This is a genomic window from Algoriphagus kandeliae (assembly GCF_004571135.1).
Taxonomy (GTDB): Bacteria; Bacteroidota; Bacteroidia; order Cytophagales; family Cyclobacteriaceae; genus Algoriphagus; species Algoriphagus kandeliae.
The window spans coordinates 335,726-355,180 of record NZ_SPSB01000002.1; the positions used below are offsets into that span (position 1 = coordinate 335,726).

A 19,455-nucleotide genomic window follows, 5' to 3' on the forward strand; every position below is an offset into this window, starting at 1 on the left:
TTGCTCCTTACTCCTATCTTTGGCCTATGTGGAAAGAAATCACCGTCTTAATCCGAAAGGAAATCACTTTGGAGTGGCGACAAAAGTATGCCCTCAACGGAATTCTGCTCTATGTAGTCTCGGCGGTCTTCATCACCTATCTGAGTGTTGGGGCTAAAATGGGTAATCTTTCCGTACCTACCTGGAATGCCTTGTATTGGATAATCATACTTTTTTCGGCGGTAAATGCCGTGGCAAAAAGTTTTGTGCAGGAGCATCAGGGGAGGCAACTTTACTATTACATGATCGCTTCTCCCGAGGCCATTATTCTTTCCAAGATTATCTATAATACAGCTCTTACCCTGATTTTGGCCCTGTTGGGATATGTGGTTTTTTCGGTGATTTTGGGAAATCCCGTTCAGGATCAAACGCTCTTCTTGCTTAATCTGGTTTTGGGAGCCATGGGATTTTCTGCCTGTCTCACCATGGTTTCAGGAATCGCATCCAAAGCTGGAAATAATGCCACATTGATGGCGATTCTGAGTTTTCCAGTCATCATTCCCATTTTGTTGATGGCCATCCGCATTTCGAAAAATGCATTGGATGGTTTGGATTGGTCGGTCAGCGCTGATAAGGTGTTGAGTTTGGTGGCTATCAATGCGATTGTTGCCGCAGCGGGGTATTTGTTGTTTCCTTATTTGTGGAGAAGTTAGGTCAGTAAGCAGTATTCAGTGAACAGTTTGCAGTGAGGAGAATTAAGAGGGAGATTTATTGTTCCTAAAGAGATCTTCTCATTTTAATTAGCCCCGGGTTTTAACCCGGGGAATAGATATTACAAGATAAAAGCAGAAATGGCTTTAGCCATTTTTAATTTCTTGAGTCTGAATTTTTCTTATTAAAGCCTCGTATTCTTCTTGAAACGTTACTTTTCGATGATGAGCTTTCTGGTTTTGGATATAGTCAAAAACTTTTCCTCTTATTGAGTCTGAAACAGAATAAGCAGCAAAACCTGTTTGCCATGCAAATTTTTCATTTATTAAATCACTTAGATTGATCCAGTGGGAACTTGAACCCTTTAATTGTTTAATTACTTCAGAAATAGACTTTTGAGGATTTAATTGAAAAAGACAATGAATATGGTCTGGCATTCCATTGATAATTTGAACTGGGCAGGAAAGTTCAAATAGTTGATTTTTCAAGAATGAATATAAATCATTTTCCCAACTGGATTTGATGAGGGGTTGGCGCTCCTTGGTGGCCCAAACGGCATGAATCCAAATAGTCGAATAAGAATGAGACATGATTAAAAATAAAAACTTCGGAGATAAAAACCATTAAAATGGTTTGTGAAAAATTTCATTTCTTTTTGTTCCCACGGTTAAAACCGTGGGCTATTTTTGCTTATCAAGGGGTTAAATTAAAAGGGATTGATTTATAGCCCCGGGTTTTAACCCGGGGAATAGATATTAGAAGATACAACCAAGAATGGCTTTAGCCATTTAATCATTTGTACTCCTTCCAATCCACATAATTTCTCCAATTATACTGCTCTTTGAAGCCTAGGACTTCGCGGATTTTGCGATTGGAAAATAGGGCTTCATGTTCTTCAAGTTCGCGGGTAAGAGGCACTCCCGGGAAAAATCGCTCCGCTAATTCTTTACTTGGGATAACTGCACCGTTATGGTCATTCCCGGCATTAAAAATCTGAAAACCCAAACCGTCTTTTTTCAAACACAAGTCTACAATTTGCCCTAGATCACGGGCATCGATGTAGCAGAATGCATTTCTTCGGCGTACTTCCGGATGCTTAAAATAGTGCGGAAAAAGTTCGGCGTATTCGTGAGGCTCAATCACATTTCCAATTCGAAGAGCATAGATATCTACTCCCGATCTTCGCTGAAAACTTCTAGCCGTATGTTCATTGACCACTTTGGACAATCCATAACTATCCATTGGGTCTACATCATACTCCTCATCCAAGGGGAGGTATTTTGGATTTGTTTGTCCATCCGAAAAGCAAATCCCATAAGTCGTTTCTGAAGAGGCAATGATGATCTTCTTGATCCCCAACTTCACCGCAGCTTCTATCACATTATAAGTTCCGATGGTGTTGACCCGGAAGGTTTCATTATCCGGTTTGATTAGGATTCTGGGAACAGCTGCAAAATGAACTACTGCATCAAATTTGGGAACACCTGTTCCGGGTTCAAGCTCATCAAAACCCGCATACATGCTCATGGCATTGAACATTTGACCAGAATCGGTAATGTCAGCGGTGATATTATCCACTCCCGGATAATCCAATGGAGTCAGGTCTACATTCATCACTCGATGACCCTGCTGAAGCAAATAGGGGATGACATGCTTTCCGGCTTTTCCAGATCCTCCAGTAAAGAAAATGCGCATTTTTTTCATGACTTGGGTGAAGATTTAATTCAATAGACGAGGTAAGAAATACCCTTTAGGAATCCAAGAGGATTTTTATAAAAGCCTGTTGGATGGGTTCCTAAAATGTTCGGCTCTCGATTCGTAAACAATAATTCCCATATTTTTTAGCTAACTTGATTCAGTTAGCCTTCCTCTTAATCCTTTCAAAATCAATCCCTAAGCCCGTGAAGAAGTTTTTTGTGTTTCCTGTTTTATTCATTTTTGTTGCGTTTGCTTGCACCAATCCTAGTGGTGAGTCTACAGCATTTTCCACAAATGCTCCTGTACCAAAAGAAGTACTCAAATTAGGGGAAAAGACCTACCAAACAGTTTGCGCGGCTTGTCATGCAGAAGGAAATACCACTATGGCTCCTGCACAAGGCCTATTGGCGGGAATGTCTCCCCACGCGATTTTGGCAGCTCTTAATATGGGAAAAATGCGTGTTCAGGCAGAGCAATTGACCGAAGAAGAACGAGAGGCAGTTGCGCAATACCTGACCAATCAGAAACTAGTAAAGGTGGAAATTCCTGAATCAGCTTATACCACATTTCAGGTCACCGAAGAAGATGTAGAAGCTGAGTATAATCATTCGGGATGGGGAGGCGATCTGAAAGGCTCGGGTTTCCGAACTGCCGCTCAGGCTGGAATTACTCCTGAAAATGTTTCTTCCCTTGAACTCGAATGGGCTTTTGCTTTTCCAAATGCTTCAATAGTGAGAAGTAAGCCTGCTATTATCGGAAAATGGATGATTGTGGGAAGTCAATTTGGGGAGGTGTATGCCTTGAATAGGCATACTGGGCAAATTGGTTGGATGTTTCAGGCGGATGCAGCGATTCGAGGGGCAATAAGTTACACCGCTGAAGGCGATCAATTGATCGCCTATTTTGCAGACTATGCTACCAATACCTATTCCGTAGATATCAAAACGGGAGAATTGATTTGGAAAAGCCGAGCGGCTCATCACCCCCTATCTGCTGTTACTGGTTCTGTGGCCGTTTATGATGACATTGTCTATGTTCCCATTACCTCTTTTGAAGTCATTTCATCCCAAAATCCTGAATATGCTTGCTGTACCTCTTCAGGAGGGGTAACTGCTTTGAACGCGAAAACCGGAGAAGAAATCTGGAAACATCGGGTGATTGCAGAGGAAGCTAGAGAGGTTGGTAAAAAGGAAAATGGATATCCTTCTTATGGACCTTCAGGGGCCCCAGTTTGGGCAAGTCCTACGGTGGATGTCGAAAGAGGATTGCTATACATTGGGACAGGGGAAAATTATACTTTTCCTCCTACGAATACGAGCGATGCAATTCAGGCCTTGGATCTGAAAACTGGAGAGCTTGTATGGAATTGGCAGGCAACTGCCAATGATACCTGGAATTTATCCTGCCCGGATAATCCCAATTGTCCTACGCCCACTGGTCCGGATGTGGATTTTGGTATGGCTCCCATATTAGTTTATGACTCGATAAACCAACGAGATATGCTAGTTGCGGGGCAAAAATCAGGAGTTGTTCATGCTCTTTTGCCTGAGACTGGAGAAGTGCTTTGGCAAAGCCGAATAGGAAAAGGTGGCGCCCTGGGAGGAATTCACTGGGGTATGGCAACCGATGGAAATTTAGTCTATGCTGCCAACTCCGATAATGTTTTTGCGCTGGATCCGAGTGATCCAAGTTTGGGTCCTACTCCTGGGATTTATGCACTCAATCTTCAAACAGGAGAGCAGGTTTGGAAAACTGCCCCACCTCCATGTTCTGAGGGTCCACGAAGAAACTGCCAACAGTCTAATTCCGCTGCGCCAACGCTAATTCCCGGAGTTGTCTTCGAGGGAGATTTGAATGGTTTTATTCGAGCCTATGCTGCTCATGATGGAACAGTTTTGTGGGAGTTTGATACAGTTCGTGAGTACGAAACAGTCAATGGACAAAAAGGAATGGGAGGATCAATTGATGGCCCGGGGCCGGTAGTAGCCGACGGGATGCTTTACGTTAATTCAGGCTACAGCATGTTTGGAGAAATGCCAGGGAATGTCTTGTTGGCTTTTAAGGTAAAGGGAAATTGAGAGGCATATATGGTTGAAAAACCTAATCCACTTTCGTATATCCTTGTACCAATTCAGTTCGGCCAGCTTGGTAGGAAAGTACCAAGTAATTCTGCTCGTCATTGATAGAATAGGAAGCTAGGATTTCTGTCCCGTCATCCCCCTTAAAAATAATTTCCTGCTTGCTTGGGTCTAGAATAAATACACCATCCAAGTTCCCGGAATTGTCTTCATGATAGGTGTATCTCCCCACAAGATCATTGGACTTTCCATCCAGATGAAAATTAAAATACTTGCAGCATTTAGGAAGTAGGTCGGATGAACCATTAATTGACTCCTCTGACAATTCCCAAGAATTCAGGATTCCAGTTTCCAATAAGAGGTCATCATCTGAATAAATATCCTCCCCGCATTGAAAAGCCATCAAAAAGGGCAGAAAAAATAGGAGCCTTGAAAATTTCATCTTTTTACACATTTACCTCCAAGGTACGCTGTGAAATACTTGAGGTTCTATTTTCTGTGTTTTTAAATTGTTAAGAATTAGTCAATGATGATCTTTTCCTGATATTCTTTCGGCTGCAGATTCCCGTTTTCCTGTGGCTGGAATTAATTCACCCACTTTTCCCAGGCCATATTTAGGCATATTGTTGTAAATGCATTCATAATCGCCAGCATGCACTTTGTAGGTTTCGTGCCAAATCCCCACATCCCCATTGCTTTTGATTTTCTTGTTGAAATCTCGCCACGCCGGATAATGCAAGCCCTCCCGATCTTTAGCATAGGCTTCCAGATGCTCGAAGGATCTCCAATACTGCACGATCACTGGAGGAATGCCACCAAATAACTGGAATCCCAAAAGACCGCTTTCTGGATTCATGGAAAGTTCTTTCAGCATTTTAGGCATGGCTCTCGCTACGGGCATCCATTTGTGAATTTTCCAAAGCTTATTGATTCGCATTCCGATCAGGAAAACCACAAAGTCTCCTTCAATTTTTGCTGTCACCCGTTGATTGATTGTTTTTGACATAAGGGATTTTTAAAAAGAATTAAAAGAAGAAATGAAAAGTCTATTTGACTGATAATCATTAAGATAGTCAGAATATTTATTGGATAATAAATTTTGTTATCTAAAATATTTTTTCAAAAATTCATTTGGCAGCTAATCATTCTGAATAAGTATTAACATGTAGGACAAAATTTTGTAATTTGATGAAACCTGAATTTTTAAAATAAAGCTCCCTAATTGAATTCTAAACCAGTTTTAGAAATAAAAACCAAATTATATTTTAAAAAATAAAAGGTTTTCAACATTTATTGCCTTAAATAGTTCAGGATTTAACGCATTTATTTTAAGATAAATCAAAAGGGTATGAAAAAACTACTAGTTCTATTTTTAGCCTTTAACCTCCTAAACCAAAATAGCTGGAGCCAAGAGGCACTGACTACGGTCAATTTGGATCTTATCCAAAACAAAATTAATGGAGGTATGCCCCTTCCTTCGGAGGAAAAATTTTACATCCGGGGAGCCATTCCAAGAACCATAGAATTGGTCAAAGTAGAAATCTATTTATCCAAGAAATCCTCCAAAACCGAGAATATTTACTTCTGGAAAGCTCCTTTTGGATATCAGGAGCTTGCTTTTCAAGCATTGATAGATGAACCCCTACGGTCGAATGAGGACTACCATGTAGAGATAGGTTTTTACCAAAAGGCCGGAAAGGAAGAAGTAGAAGAGGTCCGTCGCCTAATTCAAACCAATCTTAGCACTTATTTGACTACCATTACCTCAGTCAAAAAAGGAGGGATTCATTTTGAAGATTCTGACGAGCAAATTCTCTCCAATTTGGAGCAAATCGTCAATGCAGGAGCCTATTATTTTGAATTGCCAAATGGTATGGCATTTCCAGGTTTTTCGGATCTGACCCGAAAAAAGCTACAACAGCGAAAGAAACTTAAAATGGGGAAGGCCAAATTCAATGTTTCAGGATTGAGTGAGGCGGATAATGCGAGGGGAGCGTATGCTAGGCAATATCTAGGAGAGCTAGAAGCCATTATTTTTTCAGAGGTCGATCAATACCTCAGCACCAATTTATTGGCAAGAGTGGATGAAAAGATCTTCCAGAATTATCCCACAGAAAAGAAAGCCAATTCAATTCCGATCAATTTGGGTTATGGAGCGATTTCCTTATCCAAAAATTTACCTCAGCAGGAATTTGTCTACAGTCCTTATGTAGGCTTCTCCTTTCCTTTGGGTAATCGGACTTTTGCAAGATTCATGAGTAATATGTCCATCAGTACAGGGATTTTCCTGTCGGGTGATATAGAAAATTCAATTGGAGAACGAATCAGCGGTCCTGCTTTTAGCCGTCCGGTCTTTGTGGGTCTTGGGTACAATTTTTTCCGCTTTATCCGTCTGAATGCAGGGGGCACATTTTTGACCACTGAGCAGATTGATGGAAATAATGTCAATGCATTTCAGCCCTATGTCGGGCTAAGCGCTGAGTTTAGAATTTGGTTGGGCTTTGGAAATAAAAGGTAAGATCATGAAAAGACTATTTTCAATTTTCGCCTTCCTCCTGCTAGTTTCTCCAATCTATTCGCAGCAGTATGGATACAAGTGGAGGTTTGGATTCAGTGCCGGGACCACCAATTATTTTGGAGATATCCGGCCTTTAGGGGTCAAGAACTTTGATCAGTTTACCAAACTTTTTAAGCGCTACGATAATTATTCCCAAAATTTATCCTATCAAGCATCGATTGAATATGCTTTAGGGAATTCGATCGGTTTGATGTTCACAGCAGGAAGTTATCAGTTTGGTTCTTCGGATCGCTTTGTCAAGAATGATGGTACACTTTACACTGAAGGAGAAAACTTTAACCGGGCACTGAACTTTCAGACTAATTTGATAGATGCCGGACTTTCCTTTGTCATCAAGCCTGATAACAATTGGTTGCTTTCCGGTAAATCAATTTTTGCACCTTATTTGACGCTCGGCATGGGTGTGCAGAGTTTTGATGTATATGGGGACCTATTGGATGCCAATGGAAACCGATACAATTACAAGAATCAAAATGTGATTCCTGACGGTACCTTTGAAACGAACCTACGAGATATTGAAACTGAAATTCCCGGTGGATATAAGCGGGCAACTCTTTATGCAAATCTAGGTTTAGGCTTTAGAATTCGGGTGGCAAAAGGGATAGAAATTTTTGCACAATCTGACTTCAAAAGGGCTGCCACAGATTATTTGGATGATGTGTCAGGGGTCTACCGACTGGAATACGACAATGATTTTCAAGAATATGCTGCTCTTCCCGGTACCAATGTGCCCACTTTTGACAATCCCTACAGAGGGAATAGAAATGGCAGAGGAGACTGGTATATCTACCATGGAATAGGAGTCAAATTTAGTTTGGGTGCTACCAAGGAAAGTTTTCAGCCTCCGGTAATTAGTCAGCGATATACTTTTGTTCCTGATGAATTGCTTAAAAAGCAAATGGAAAAAGCGGATTCGATCAGGGCTTATGGAGTATCCCAAACTCCGGTTTCCAATAATTATTTCACAGTGATTCAGCTTCCAAGCTGGGAGCAAAAAGGCTTTCAACGAGACAGCAGCGCCCTAGATTCAGCAGCCTTAGCTCAATTGGATCTGATTCGGGATTCTATCGAAAGTCAGCGGGAAGGAATCCAACTGGAATTACTTGGTGCCCAGCGCGAAATTTCTCAAATCGACGAGACTATCGCCCTTGCACAAAGAGATACTACGGTTTCTGAAGCTGTGACAGAAAGTCGCCTGACTAGTTTAGAAAGTGAGCGATCCGCCAGCATGGAGCGATTGACAAACCTTAATTCTATAGATTCCCAATTGGCCTTCAAATTAGATTCTATCGAGGCTGTGAAAGCAAATGAGCAAATCCAATATTTGGATAGTGCTGCCATGTTTCGGCAACTGCTAATCTATCCAGGTCAAGTTTCTAAAATCCTTTACTCAGCCTCAGGGAATACAGAACTTTATTTGGATAGTCTTACCATAAATGACTCTACCCAAAAGGCAGCTAGAACTCGAACAGCTGCTTCAGATGATACGATGACCCGAGAGGAATTTGAGGAAAAAATGGATGAGTTCAGGTCTGAAATGCTCCAAGCTCAAGCAACACGTGATTCGGCAATGATGATGGCTTTTGCGTCTAGAATTCCTGAGCAACAAAGCTATGAACCTCAAGAGACGGAGCCCCAAGAGGTCTTAATAAATACTGAGGCTGTAGATGAAAAAACAGCGAAAAAGCTGGAGAAGAACCGGAAAAAGCAGGAAAAGCTGGATAAGAAAAACAATGAGTTGTTAAAGGATGCGCTTTTGGTAGGAGGAACTGCTGCGACTACAGCAGCGATTGCCAATTCCGGTGATAGAAGAAGGGAAGAAGAGCAAGCTCGTAGGGATTCCTTATTAATGGCACAGATTCAAGCGGATTCTATTTTGATTGACAGTTTGCAACGAATGGTTGCGATCAGTCCTGAAACGGTCCCAGATACAGTGTTCATTGAAAACACCGTTCCTTCTACCTCACATGCTCTTTTGAATCAGAGTAAGGTGGAGGTCTTTTTTGGAATCAATCAAACCGAAATCGCAGATTCTGAGAAGGAGAAACTGATGAAGGTGAAGGAAATTTTGGATACCAATCCAGAACTTGGACTGGAATTGATTGGCTTTGCGGATAATACCGGTACCGTGAGTTACAACCTTCAAATCTCCGGAAAACGGGTGGAATCCGTCAAAAACTACTTTATATCACTAGGAATAGATCCCGCAAGGATAAGTTCCGATGTGGGCGGATTGATCATTAGAGGAGCAAGCAAAGGATCCGTAGATTCGGATCGTAAGGTGGAAGTAAGGTTTAGAGAATGGCAGATTCCCTAGCAAAGGAAAACGAAGCTCTTATTGACTTCTAGAATACTCTAAAATTCAACTAACCTTAGGGAGTGTCTTGTTTTTGTACCCAAGGCCTCCCTTTTTTATTGATAGAATTTCTAGTAGAAATTGGGGCGGGGCTTTAAAAAACCACTAGTCTTTTTTAAATGGGTCACTGAATTTTTCATCCTGAATGATACCTTCATCCGTCAGCGTGTTGAGGAAGTTTACTAGATTGGTTTTCTGTTGTTCGGTAAAATTGAGCCTAACAGCTTGCCCATTTGGATCTTTTAAAGCTGTACCCAAATTTGGGTGATTTTGTATCCCCCTACTATAATGCTCCACTACTTCTTCGAGTGAAGCAAATCTTCCATCATGCATGTAAGGAGCTGTTAAGGCAATGTTTTTCAGAGAAGGCACTTTGAAGGTTCCTAAAAAGGCTGGATTGTTGATGCTTTCAAAAACCCCTAAATCATCGGTGGAGGCAGCATCCAATCCATTATTGGTAGGTCCATTGTCGGGATTGATAAATGCCTCGGTGGAATGGCAGCCTATGCAGGAGCCGCCTCCTTGGCCAACCGGCAAGAAAAACAAGCGCTTTCCATTATTCTCGCTTGGAGTGAAATTGGGAAAATCTTGTACAGGTATATTCACTTGGGCTCTGCCTACATCGTACTTACTGGAAATACTAACAAGGCTCCTGACGAATTGAGCCAAAGCCTTAGAAATTCGATCAATTGTGATATCCGAGCTTCCAAAAGCTTTTTGAAAAAGTTCTGGGTAATAGGATTGTTCATTTACAGTTTGGACAAGCTCATCGAGACTTAATCCCATTTCAACCGGATCTTGGAAAGGCATGAGTACTTGTTCTTCTAAGGATGTCGCCCGTTCATCCCAAAAGAAACGTCCTCTTCCATACCAACGCGCATTAATTAGGGACATGGAGTGGCGTCGGGTTTTTTCTCCGTTAAAGCCAATACTTAGGACAGCCTCATCTGAAAAACCATGGCTTTGCTTATGGCAGGATGCACAGGATATGGTTCCATTGGCGCTTAGACTTTTATCATAAAATAATACCCTTCCTAAGGTCGCTCCATCATTCGAAACAGGATTGTCGGGAGGGGTGTTGTCATTTTCAAAGGCAGCATTTTGCCCCGGTCCTAAAAGTACATTGTTGGTTAAGTGATTGGGTAAATTGATACTGGTGTAGTCAAATGGTTCGCTGGGAAGATTTAAAACAGATTCTGCTATTGGCTCCAGTTTTTCCTCTTTCTCACAAGCGGAGAATCCAAACATAAAAATCAAAAAAAGTAGATTGGGAATAAGGACCTTATTCATAGGATGGAAAATTGATTCTAGGCATTAGATAGGTTTTAATGGAAAAGGTTTAGCGAGTATCAAGAAAAAGCTGCCTTTGAGGTGAAATGAGGGAATAGATAATGAAGGAAGCAGGGATTTGGGAATGGTTTATTCTAATACCCACGATTAAAAATGAGGTCTATTGAATAGGCTGTTTTAACCGGATTTGAAATCTTTTTTTCAATCAAAAAACCATGTACCCTATGTTTCTATGTGGTTCAAAATGGAAACCATTAAAAGGTTTTGGACTGCCTGGATATTAATCAAAAACTCATTCCCGAATACTTTTTACTTGAGTCAGGTTGGAGAAGGAATAGGTTGGTGAAACTTTCTTTAGGAAAATCAAACCATCATACATTTCCGAAAAGTTGGCCTCAATCAAAGAGCGTGTTTTGGAGGTAAAGCCTGGGCCACCTGTGATAAACTGTTTTTTTCTTGACTTAAAAAACGGTGCCGCTTCACTCTGAAGAGCCTCTTCCATATCCACAAAATAGATATCATATGCTGCCTGAATCAAAGTTTCAGCATAGGTGTCTTTAAAGGGCTTGCTGATGTAAAAAAGCCCCCATTCTTTCTTTTTGGCAACATATCCGGGTAATGTACCACTCCCAAAATCAAACCCTACACTATAGTAGTTGTCTTGATAATAGCTTTTCAAATGGCCGCCCAAATTCGTCCAATTGCTTCCATAGGGCGGAATTTCTAGGTTGTTGATGTGATTATTATGTGCCCAAATGAAGGCTTTTTTATTTGGGATTTCATACTCAAGGATTCGTCTTGTATTTTCAAACATACCCTTATCCCTCACTGTGCTGACAGGGTTTTGCACAAATTCAATATAGCTGATCAAGGAATTTAAAGCCCTTAGAATTCGATATGACTCCTGAAGCTGACTTGGATTGAATGTTAATTTTGCGTCTAAGATCCCTTTTTCAATTTCCTTCAATTTGAGAATCTGGTTAGACGCCCAATCAGCAGCTGGCCTTTGATACATAAATTGGGGCTTGGCGCAGCTATCAGCTGCAAGAAGTAATTCTTCCCGGATGGGGAGATTATTGTTTTTCACAAAACGCCGAATTTCCGTATTGATGCCTTCTACAGTTTGAATATCAATTCCAAAAAAACGGATTTGCTCCTCTTTCGGCTTTTGGATATTGTAATTCCTTATCCATTCCAGGAGATTGACTACTTCTTTTGCATGCCAAGCTCCAATGCTAAATTCCTGCTCAATCGTAGTGGCATCGCCTCTTCCTCCGCTAATCCACTCATTGATTCCTGCCTCAGCTGGATAGGAGTCTTCTAACAAAAAAGCTCTGACTCCTTGGTACTCCACCAAATATTTAAAAAACTGCGCTTTAAGATTGAAAAACTCTTTCCCCTGATGGGTAGCTTCTCCAAAACCAAATATTCGAGCTTCGCTAAATTTTCTGGGGACCTTTTTATGGAAGTTGAGCGGTTGGGAGTCAGGATCGGCACTTTCTATTTCTATCGCATACTGGTTGATCCAATCAATCACTGCTTCATCCTGCGCTTGGAGCCTGGAAGCTAGGAGGCAAAATAGAAAAGCTGTAGCCCAAATAAATTTTCTGCTCATAAGGGGTTAAAAAGTCTTCTTACAAATTCGTATTTGATCCAACTCCCAATCTAGTTTGAATACCCCAACAGGAAGAATTTCGATGCTTGAATTTTGAATTATTAACATCCTACAGGTTTTGGAAATAAGGGGTTGATTATGATTTTTTAATCAATGCCTCTGTAAATAATTTTCCATTAGGGTTCATAATCCACAAGAAACAGTGGTGAAGAAGGATAAACTATCCCGGGTTTTAACCATAGGATAAAATAAATCTAAATACAAAAAGAGAAATTGACAGTGAGTATTAGGAGAATAACAACCTAATCCTTAATGCATCGGATGGAGTATCCATCTGAAAAGGCAGTATCAAAAGTAGTGAACAACTTATCATCTCTTTTACTCAGACTGACGACCCACACCGATTCAGTGCGTGAATCATAAGTAGAACTCCACCAATAGCCGGTGTTTCCTAAACCCAAAAAGCCATTATTGGAATTAAGTAAGGTGATTTCTCGAAAACCTCCCGGCATAGCTGAAAATCCACTCAGGTTATTGCCATTCCCTTGATCATTGCACCCATCTTCATTTTTTAGGGCTCGTCCTGCCACAGGGTGTCCTCCTAGACTAGTGCTCAGTTGCACCCAGTCTTCCTGAGTGGGAATACGCCATCCTTCAGGTGCCAAGCCCCTAGGATCAATGACCGCGAAAAAATTATATAATTTCCCAAATTGAACTCCATTTTCAGTTTTATTGGCAAAATAGCACCATGCCGGTTCTCTATTTCTTGCTGCTTTATTCCACTCTTTAATGGATTTGGCCTGAGGAATGGGATCTCCATTCCTGAAGGAATCTACATTTAAATTTTCTGCCATCCATTTCTGATGACCAATAATAGTTTCCATGAATTGATTTGTAGCCTTTTGATTTTCAATTTCCTGGCTATTTGCAAAATGCCCAATCCATAAAAAAAGCGTTTGAAAAAGCAGAAATTGAGCTGAAATAAAACATGTGGATTTCACAGTATTCAAAAATTTAAAGAGTTTGAATTTACAGGTAAAGGTGTGAAAATACTTGAATAGGGCATGAGATTAATCCTCCATTTACTTCGTTTGGAAAGGGTTAATAATTCCTATAAATCCTGCTATTCAAGTAGTTATTGTACTGGCGCATGGAGTTATTGTAATTGCTTTGGTTTACTGATTGGTTAAACCTACGAGTAGTCTCGGAGCTGTATGTAAAGCCCTGCCAAGTTGATTTCTGAAACACTCCGCCTCGCCTAGGAGCTGGACTCGGATTGGCGGCTGCCCATTCATCCAATTTTCGTTGATTTTCCCTCATCCTATTTTCTCCTTCAATTCGTAATTGTGCCAAGTATTTAGCTCTTGCTTCCGTTACCCTTTTCTCAGTAGTGTCGTTGAGAGCAACTAGAAGGGGCTCGACGGAAGCTATAGCTTCATGTGGGGTTTTGGAGGAGCTACCATAGGGTGTGGGAAAATAAAATCCTAAACTTTCATAGCGGCCATCATATGCATAGCCCCTATACCTAGAAGCAAGATAACAATGCCAGTTGCCGTCTGGCAGGCGAGCAACTAGTAGTTCCGGATGAACATAAATGCTGCTATTATTTTCCTTGATGATTTCACTTTCATAGACCATAAACTCCGTCCATACCGGGTTTTCAGCCGAGCCGAAGGACAATTTTCCATCCGGTCCAGCTACTCCATAGTGCATTTTTCCTTCTTCGGCCCCTGGGTAAGCCACTAGGAAGAAATGGTTCAGGAGGTAGGTCTCGCCAGTTTTGGAAGCAGCATTTTTCTCTTCGGTGATGATAGGCGACAGCCCCAGACTCCCCTCGGGAATATCTACCGTGCCATCTGCTTGTAGCACTCCATACAGCCCCTCCAGTTCGTTGCTGGGCACCAATACCTGGCGCTGAAAGAGCTTGTCAGCCCCCAGGCCTGTGCCGCTCCGGTAGTCGGCCACCAATTTTTTGCCCTGCCCAAAGGTTTTGCTGTCCGGCATTTTTTCCCAGTTTCGGTACACCAAAAGCGCAGGAAAGTAGGAGATTTTTTCTTGTAGCTGGTTGTCGAATACGGCCACTTCGTAGGCATCGCCCATTTTCTGTTCGGCAAGTTGCACATAGCCATCCAGGTAGCGGTAATAGCGCGGTACATCCGGCTTTCCAAATCCCAGCGAACGCGGAGGCGCCATCACGGAGAGATTTTCCCAGGCTTTTACCAATTGGTTGCCCTCATAAAAGTAGCCATGCATTTGGCCAGATTTTTCAGCCGATCCGTTAATTGGGCCTTTTTTGATGTACAGCAGCCTTTTGGAAAAAACCTTGGAGTAAGGAGCGTATACAATTGCCTCGTCACTGTCCTGGACTTTGACCGCACCAGTAGCCAGATCAACTTGCCAGATGACCACCCCTTGCGCAATTTCGATTTCTCCTTTTTTATATTGCTCTTTTTCTTTCGACCCCTCAGGAAGTTTGATCCCAATCAAGCCCAAATCCGGTATATACTGAATGAAATCTGCCCGGAGGCCTATCACTTTGTTGGAATAATCCTTTTGTTCAAGGCCCGCTTTTTGTTTCAGCTTCTCATCTTCCGGGCTATTCCCCTTAGGGAAACTGATGCTTCCTTCCAGCTTCATATCGCTAAACCTTCCACGACCCACTTCGTATTCACGCTTCCCGTTTTTAACCTTCACGCTACCTGCCTTATCCCCAATCCAGACCACTTCTATAGTGGTTTGCCCCATTTGTACTACTTCGGTCCTTATTGGGCTGACGTATTGCTGTGCTACAGCACTTCCCCACATCCATAGTACTCCAATAAATAGGATAAATATGTTCTTTTTCATGACTCTTTTATTTATAAATCAGTCCCCTGATCTCTATTCTTTGATTTCTTTTCCGGTTTTATCAATGTAAAAAGGCCTACCATTTTGCCATACTCTTGCTTTTCCTTCTTTGAATACGGGTATGGTTGTGTTTATTGCCGAATAGTCATATTGGAAAGGGATAATCAGCTTGCCTGTAGGGTCAATAAATCCCCATTTGATTTTTCCTTCTTCTTTAAAAACCAATCGCACCGCAGCCAAGCCTTCCGAAAAAACTCCTGCGCCATCGTATTCAAAAGGGATTACCGGCTGCCCTTGTTTGTTGATATACCCCCATTTGTATTGACCAGTCTCTTCTATGAATCCGCTTACCGGGGCCAAGCCTCCTGAAAAAGCACCTGCACCTTTATATTGAAAAGGAAGTGCCGTTTTTCCTGCTTTGTCAATAAATCCCCAATGAGCAGTAGCCAATAATTCTACTGCTGCCAATCCTTCAAAAAATCCGCCTGCACTTATGAATTTAGCTGGGATCACCTCTTTCCCGTTGCTATCCACATAACCATAAATAGTGTACTCAGTGGGTTGGACGATGGCCATGCCTTCCGAAAATAAAAAAGCGCGGAAATACTTAGCAGGAATGACTACTTTACCCGCCTCGTCTTGATAGCCCCAAAGTTTGTTTTCGCCTTGGAAAGGTTTCAGTTCTTGTCCAAAGGAATTAGAAACAAAAAAGACAAAGGGTATAATTGAAATCAATATTTTCAAAATTTTCACGTAAGTCATAAAAAGCCATTTGATATGAGTGGAAAACCAAGTGTTTTAATCCAAAATCTAAATACTTTAAAAAATTAAGTCAATACGCTTAATGCCGTATTTTACACCGGCAAGAAGGCTTGTGAAAATGTCTGTTTTTTTCTTGGGCCAATACTAACTGTGTGCCCATTTTGACTGGATAAACCCCTTTTATTGGTAATTTTCCAACTAATCCATTGTGACCCAAAATGGAGAAATGGAAAAGTAAACATCAGACAAAAAGGAATTATAGACCAATTGAAATTCAGAGCTTTTCAAAAGTTAATCGATCCTCTGAGACCTCATTGTCTTTTCTAAAAGAAACCCGTTCATAGCCTATGAGTATTTGATACCAATTCCCGTTAAGATTTTCGAATAGAGGATTGCTTGGGAATGAAAGTTCAATTTCTGCTCGGCGATTTTCTATGCTTGTGCTCCATATTCCTAGATCGAGCAATTGAGTTCCTCGGAAAGCCTCAACCTGCCCATTCGATAAAAAATTAAAATTGATGCCTTCAAAATCACTGGCTCGATCGCTACCACCATCTTCAAAATAGCTAATCCCCCATTGCCCTGAAGTAAGTGTTTGGAAAAGGTTTTCTTCAGTACGGGAGGGACTCTCCTCTCCTGTGCAAGAGAAGAGAACCAAAACAGCCCAAAAAATCAATGCTTTTTTCATAGGTTAATTTTTTCACATGTACGAAGAAGGGTTTAATTGGTTTTCGGAAATCATTGAAATACTTTGATTAGAAAAAGATGGATTCTGATAACTCCTCTTTAATACGGGGGCAATTGAATGGGGGGTTCTCATAGGATTTGGATTCTTCTATTGAATTAAAAAGCTATTTTTCCTATGTTCCTATGGGGTTCAAACTTGCATTACTCAGGAATATACCAGCGATTTTCTTTGAGATCTATGCCTCCTTTCATCTCATCCTGAATGACACGATCTACGATCCAAATCCCCTTTTTAGCCATATTTTCAAAGGTGTCGATTCCATCTCCTTCAAATCCCACCCGAGTTCGATGGATATGAAAACGATTTGAAAATTTCCTGCCAAAGGCTTTTTCCACTCCATCTTTCCCAATCATAAAGCCAATTAGTCCACCCCAAGTGGCTGTAGGATTATCGGAATCCCAGCCTGCCAGCGTTCCGATTTTAAGGGTTTCGATCAAATCTCCTTCTCCATAAAAGTAACTGACCAAACTCGCTGCAAAATTGATCCCCGCTGCAAAACAAGCATTACAGTACAAATTGCGACTAGTCAAATCATAGCCGTCCATTTGATTGACCTGGTAGCGGTAATACACCGAATCTCTAGCCTGTTCCCAAGGGATTCCCTCCTCATATTTTGCTTTGACAAATTCATACATGTGCAATGGATAGGAATCCTGAGGCAATTCCTTTTTAGCCTGCTCTGCCATCCAAAAAAGTTGATCTTTTAGTGGTAAGGAAGTGTCTGTTGCTGAAGCAAGAGAAAAGAGGGTTACATAAAAATTTGAAATCCATTCACTTTCTCTTCGGGCAGTGGTTTGTATGGGTAAATGCGCCATTTTTAAGGCAATATCAGGTCTCCCCGGAGCATACAATCCAAAAATTTCGGTTGTCAATTGGGCATCGATCATTTCGTATTCGGGATTATTTGCAGGGTCACCGGTGGCAGGTGGGACCAAGCCCGCATTCATTAGGTCCAAAGCTTTTTGGTTGGAAACCCAGAGGTAATTTTCCTCTTCGGCTCGAATATGGCGAAGCCAACCTTCCCGAATCTGTTCACCTGTTAGAAAGGAAGTTTGATTCCTAAGAAGAAGTTCTTGATAGATGTATTCGATATCCGTATCGTCATCCGCTCCCCAAAGGCTATCCTCATCGGCAAAAACAAAGTCAATAGTCGGTGAGAGGGCACTTGGAACTCCCTGTCCCCAAATGCTGGGCTGATCGTGCTGTCCCCAATCCTCCCGTGTATAAAAAGCTCCGGTTTGGATTTCGCCTATATTTCCGATTTTATCCATTTCGGTGACCAATCCTGTCCAGTTGGCAATGCAGGTTCCCAGCCAAAAACCCTGAAGTTTGGAATAATATTGCCCCCGATCTAAGGGCAGGTCTGTGGCTTTCGGCTCAAAAGAGACATATTCAAGATTTGGATTTTTTTCGGGTTGGGGTTCACTGGAGCAAGCAAATAGCGTAGCCCCCAAAAGGCATATCGGGTATTTTTTCAGGAATTTGAGTTTCATTAAATGGAAATGTCAAATTGATTATTCAACTGGGCTTACTTCAATATAAAAGATCGGCATAGCTTTGGGCAAAGTTTTGCCAAAAGTTACTGTAATCGAATTGCCAAAGGATAGAACCTATCAGGAATACGATGAAAATGACGAGATTAGGTTTGTAGTCCTTTTTCTTTATCAAATCATATCCAAGAAAAGCACCTACAATCAAAAGGTCCAGTACATCGGTAATTGTTAGCGCTGCTTGTAGGGAAAAACCTAAAGTATTTGACAGCCCCCTCCCAATTCCAGGACCAATTGCCAAAAGGCCAGTCCCAATCATATAGCGCATATGGGCGGAAGCGTTTTTTCGATAGGCCATGGCCAAGGCCCAAAAGAGTGCGAAACTGATAAACCCTCGAATGTCCAAAACCATGGTAGCCAAGAGATCACTCAATTCAAAAGGACTATCAGGGTTTGTACTTAAGAAATCCAAACCTCTCCAGTAGGAACCTCGACCAACCAAAAACATGGAGATAATGATCAATGGGCCCAATACCCAGGAAACTTTACCTAGGCTTCGGTGCCAGTTGGCCTTTTTTAAATAAATAAACATAGGCTGCACCACTAGAAGCACCATCCAGCCCATTAATAGGGCTCCGTGAATGTGGATGGTCGGAGTAGAATCCACGAAATTGGGAAACTGGCTGATGTAAGGTTTATAAAATCCCCACTGTATTCCGAGGATTAATAGGATCATTAATAGGGAGGTAAGACGATAGCTGTCTTTTGCAGAGATGGTTATCATGGCTGGGGAGGGTTAAAAGATTATCTAAGCTATTGATTTTCTTGAAATTGTGAAATAATTGTGGAAAAAATACAATTGGGCTTTTACTATAACCTTTATTCATTTAAACCTTGAGCTAGCTCCTTAAAATCAAAAAAACTATGTGCCCTATTCGGTTAAAATATTGCTCTTTAAATGATCTCCATTAATTGCCCCGAGTATTAACTCGGGGATAAGGAATGCCAATACTGATTGGCTTTAGCCAAACTTTTGCTTTACCTAAATAGTAACCCGTCCTGAGGCCTTCAATCGCTTTTGTATTCTTTACTTTTTAAAGTCAAAAAGTAACAAAAGACTTATGCCTGAAGCAGGCTGGAATGGCCTTCGGACCATTCCTGCTTGAACTTGTCAAACGCTAAAAATCGGTGGATCACCGAGACAAGCTCGGTGCTAACCGATTTTCTTCACGCTTATTGACTTCGTTCAATCACCGCCTGCTTCAAAGGCAGATTGGGTATGATGGGAATTCTTTTTCATCTT

16 protein-coding genes are annotated in these 19,455 nt (G+C 41.5%); 4 read left to right on the forward strand and 12 right to left on the reverse strand.

Going from position 1 to position 19,455, the window contains the following annotated elements; translation table 11 throughout:
* Nucleotides 1-26 precede the first annotated feature (26 nt).
* Entirely contained in the window at nt 27-692 is a 666-nt protein-coding gene (locus E4S40_RS06045) for a heme exporter protein CcmB (protein ID WP_135072214.1), read from the forward strand.
* A 144-nt stretch (nt 693-836) separates the two neighbouring features.
* On the opposite strand, the gene tnpA is transcribed toward E4S40_RS06045, so the two are convergent.
* Nucleotides 837-1,280 (reverse strand): IS200/IS605 family transposase, encoded by a 444-nt coding sequence (gene tnpA / locus E4S40_RS06050; RefSeq protein WP_135072216.1) that lies wholly within the window; start codon nt 1,278-1,280, stop codon nt 837-839.
* Between the two features lie 202 nt (nt 1,281-1,482).
* Nucleotides 1,483-2,394, reverse strand: coding sequence for an NAD-dependent epimerase/dehydratase family protein (locus tag E4S40_RS06055; RefSeq protein ID WP_135072218.1), 912 nt, complete (start codon nt 2,392-2,394; stop codon nt 1,483-1,485).
* Between the two features lie 197 nt (nt 2,395-2,591).
* Between E4S40_RS06055 and E4S40_RS06060 the strand changes: the two genes are divergently transcribed.
* On the forward strand, nt 2,592-4,466 hold the full coding sequence (locus E4S40_RS06060) for an outer membrane protein assembly factor BamB family protein (RefSeq protein ID WP_237563140.1): 1,875 nt from the start codon (nt 2,592-2,594) through the stop codon (nt 4,464-4,466).
* A 22-nt stretch (nt 4,467-4,488) separates the two neighbouring features.
* Here E4S40_RS06060 and E4S40_RS06065 read toward each other — a convergent pair whose 3' ends face one another.
* Both E4S40_RS06065 and E4S40_RS06070 read right to left on the reverse strand, forming a co-directional pair.
* Complete coding sequence (locus tag E4S40_RS06065) at nt 4,489-4,908, reverse strand: hypothetical protein (protein ID WP_135072222.1); 420 nt, start codon at nt 4,906-4,908, stop codon at nt 4,489-4,491.
* An 81-nt stretch (nt 4,909-4,989) separates the two neighbouring features.
* Complete coding sequence (locus E4S40_RS06070; protein ID WP_135072224.1) at nt 4,990-5,472, reverse strand: DUF4188 domain-containing protein; 483 nt, start codon at nt 5,470-5,472, stop codon at nt 4,990-4,992.
* A 342-nt stretch (nt 5,473-5,814) separates the two neighbouring features.
* Between E4S40_RS06070 and E4S40_RS06075 the strand changes: the two genes are divergently transcribed.
* Nucleotides 5,815-6,984 (forward strand): hypothetical protein, encoded by a 1,170-nt coding sequence (locus E4S40_RS06075; RefSeq protein ID WP_135072226.1) that lies wholly within the window; start codon nt 5,815-5,817, stop codon nt 6,982-6,984.
* 4 nt (nt 6,985-6,988) lie between these two features.
* On the forward strand, nt 6,989-9,361 hold the full coding sequence (locus tag E4S40_RS06080) for an OmpA family protein (RefSeq protein WP_135072228.1): 2,373 nt from the start codon (nt 6,989-6,991) through the stop codon (nt 9,359-9,361).
* Between the two features lie 144 nt (nt 9,362-9,505).
* Here the strand turns inward: E4S40_RS06080 and E4S40_RS06085 are convergent, their stop codons facing one another.
* The 8 genes from E4S40_RS06085 to E4S40_RS06120 form a co-directional block, all read right to left on the reverse strand.
* Nucleotides 9,506-10,690, reverse strand: coding sequence for a cytochrome-c peroxidase (locus tag E4S40_RS06085; RefSeq protein WP_135072230.1), 1,185 nt, complete (start codon nt 10,688-10,690; stop codon nt 9,506-9,508).
* A 292-nt stretch (nt 10,691-10,982) separates the two neighbouring features.
* A complete protein-coding gene (locus E4S40_RS06090) occupies nt 10,983-12,305 on the reverse strand; it encodes an erythromycin esterase family protein (RefSeq protein WP_135072232.1) in 1,323 nt (440 codons plus the stop codon).
* Between the two features lie 302 nt (nt 12,306-12,607).
* Nucleotides 12,608-13,189 (reverse strand): fibrobacter succinogenes major paralogous domain-containing protein, encoded by a 582-nt coding sequence (locus E4S40_RS06095; protein ID WP_135072234.1) that lies wholly within the window; start codon nt 13,187-13,189, stop codon nt 12,608-12,610.
* 217 nt (nt 13,190-13,406) lie between these two features.
* Complete coding sequence (locus E4S40_RS06100; RefSeq protein WP_135072236.1) at nt 13,407-15,152, reverse strand: hypothetical protein; 1,746 nt, start codon at nt 15,150-15,152, stop codon at nt 13,407-13,409.
* A 33-nt stretch (nt 15,153-15,185) separates the two neighbouring features.
* Nucleotides 15,186-15,914 carry a WG repeat-containing protein gene (locus E4S40_RS06105; protein ID WP_135072238.1) on the reverse strand — a complete coding sequence of 243 codons (729 nt, stop codon included), beginning with the start codon at nt 15,912-15,914 and terminating at the stop codon, nt 15,186-15,188.
* Between the two features lie 274 nt (nt 15,915-16,188).
* A complete protein-coding gene (locus E4S40_RS06110) occupies nt 16,189-16,602 on the reverse strand; it encodes a hypothetical protein (protein ID WP_135072240.1) in 414 nt (137 codons plus the stop codon).
* Nucleotides 16,603-16,802: 200 nt separating this feature from the next.
* A complete protein-coding gene (locus E4S40_RS06115; protein ID WP_135072242.1) occupies nt 16,803-18,155 on the reverse strand; it encodes an ADP-ribosylglycohydrolase family protein in 1,353 nt (450 codons plus the stop codon).
* 40 nt (nt 18,156-18,195) lie between these two features.
* Nucleotides 18,196-18,936 (reverse strand): hypothetical protein, encoded by a 741-nt coding sequence (locus E4S40_RS06120; RefSeq protein ID WP_135072244.1) that lies wholly within the window; start codon nt 18,934-18,936, stop codon nt 18,196-18,198.
* Nucleotides 18,937-19,455: the final 519 nt, after the last annotated feature.

Bases quoted from the DNA above. Each gene is read 5' to 3' on its own strand.
- E4S40_RS06090 (WP_135072232.1), bottom strand. From the start codon at position 12,305: ATGAGCAGAAAATTTATTTGGGCTACAGCTTTTCTATTTTGCCTCCTA.
- E4S40_RS06110 (WP_135072240.1), bottom strand. From the start codon at position 16,602: ATGAAAAAAGCATTGATTTTTTGGGCTGTTTTGGTTCTCTTCTCTTGC.
- E4S40_RS06115 (WP_135072242.1), bottom strand. From the start codon at position 18,155: ATGAAACTCAAATTCCTGAAAAAATACCCGATATGCCTTTTGGGGGCT.
- E4S40_RS06075 (WP_135072226.1), top strand. From the start codon at position 5,815: ATGAAAAAACTACTAGTTCTATTTTTAGCCTTTAACCTCCTAAACCAA.
- E4S40_RS06055 (WP_135072218.1), bottom strand. From the start codon at position 2,394: ATGAAAAAAATGCGCATTTTCTTTACTGGAGGATCTGGAAAAGCCGGA.
- E4S40_RS06070 (WP_135072224.1), bottom strand. From the start codon at position 5,472: ATGTCAAAAACAATCAATCAACGGGTGACAGCAAAAATTGAAGGAGAC.
- tnpA (WP_135072216.1), bottom strand. From the start codon at position 1,280: ATGTCTCATTCTTATTCGACTATTTGGATTCATGCCGTTTGGGCCACC.
- E4S40_RS06105 (WP_135072238.1), bottom strand. From the start codon at position 15,914: ATGACTTACGTGAAAATTTTGAAAATATTGATTTCAATTATACCCTTT.
- E4S40_RS06095 (WP_135072234.1), bottom strand. From the start codon at position 13,189: ATGGAAACTATTATTGGTCATCAGAAATGGATGGCAGAAAATTTAAAT.
- E4S40_RS06100 (WP_135072236.1), bottom strand. From the start codon at position 15,152: ATGAAAAAGAACATATTTATCCTATTTATTGGAGTACTATGGATGTGG.
- E4S40_RS06065 (WP_135072222.1), bottom strand. From the start codon at position 4,908: ATGAAATTTTCAAGGCTCCTATTTTTTCTGCCCTTTTTGATGGCTTTT.
- E4S40_RS06045 (WP_135072214.1), top strand. From the start codon at position 27: ATGTGGAAAGAAATCACCGTCTTAATCCGAAAGGAAATCACTTTGGAG.
- E4S40_RS06080 (WP_135072228.1), top strand. From the start codon at position 6,989: ATGAAAAGACTATTTTCAATTTTCGCCTTCCTCCTGCTAGTTTCTCCA.
- E4S40_RS06085 (WP_135072230.1), bottom strand. From the start codon at position 10,690: ATGAATAAGGTCCTTATTCCCAATCTACTTTTTTTGATTTTTATGTTT.
- E4S40_RS06120 (WP_135072244.1), bottom strand. From the start codon at position 18,936: ATGATAACCATCTCTGCAAAAGACAGCTATCGTCTTACCTCCCTATTA.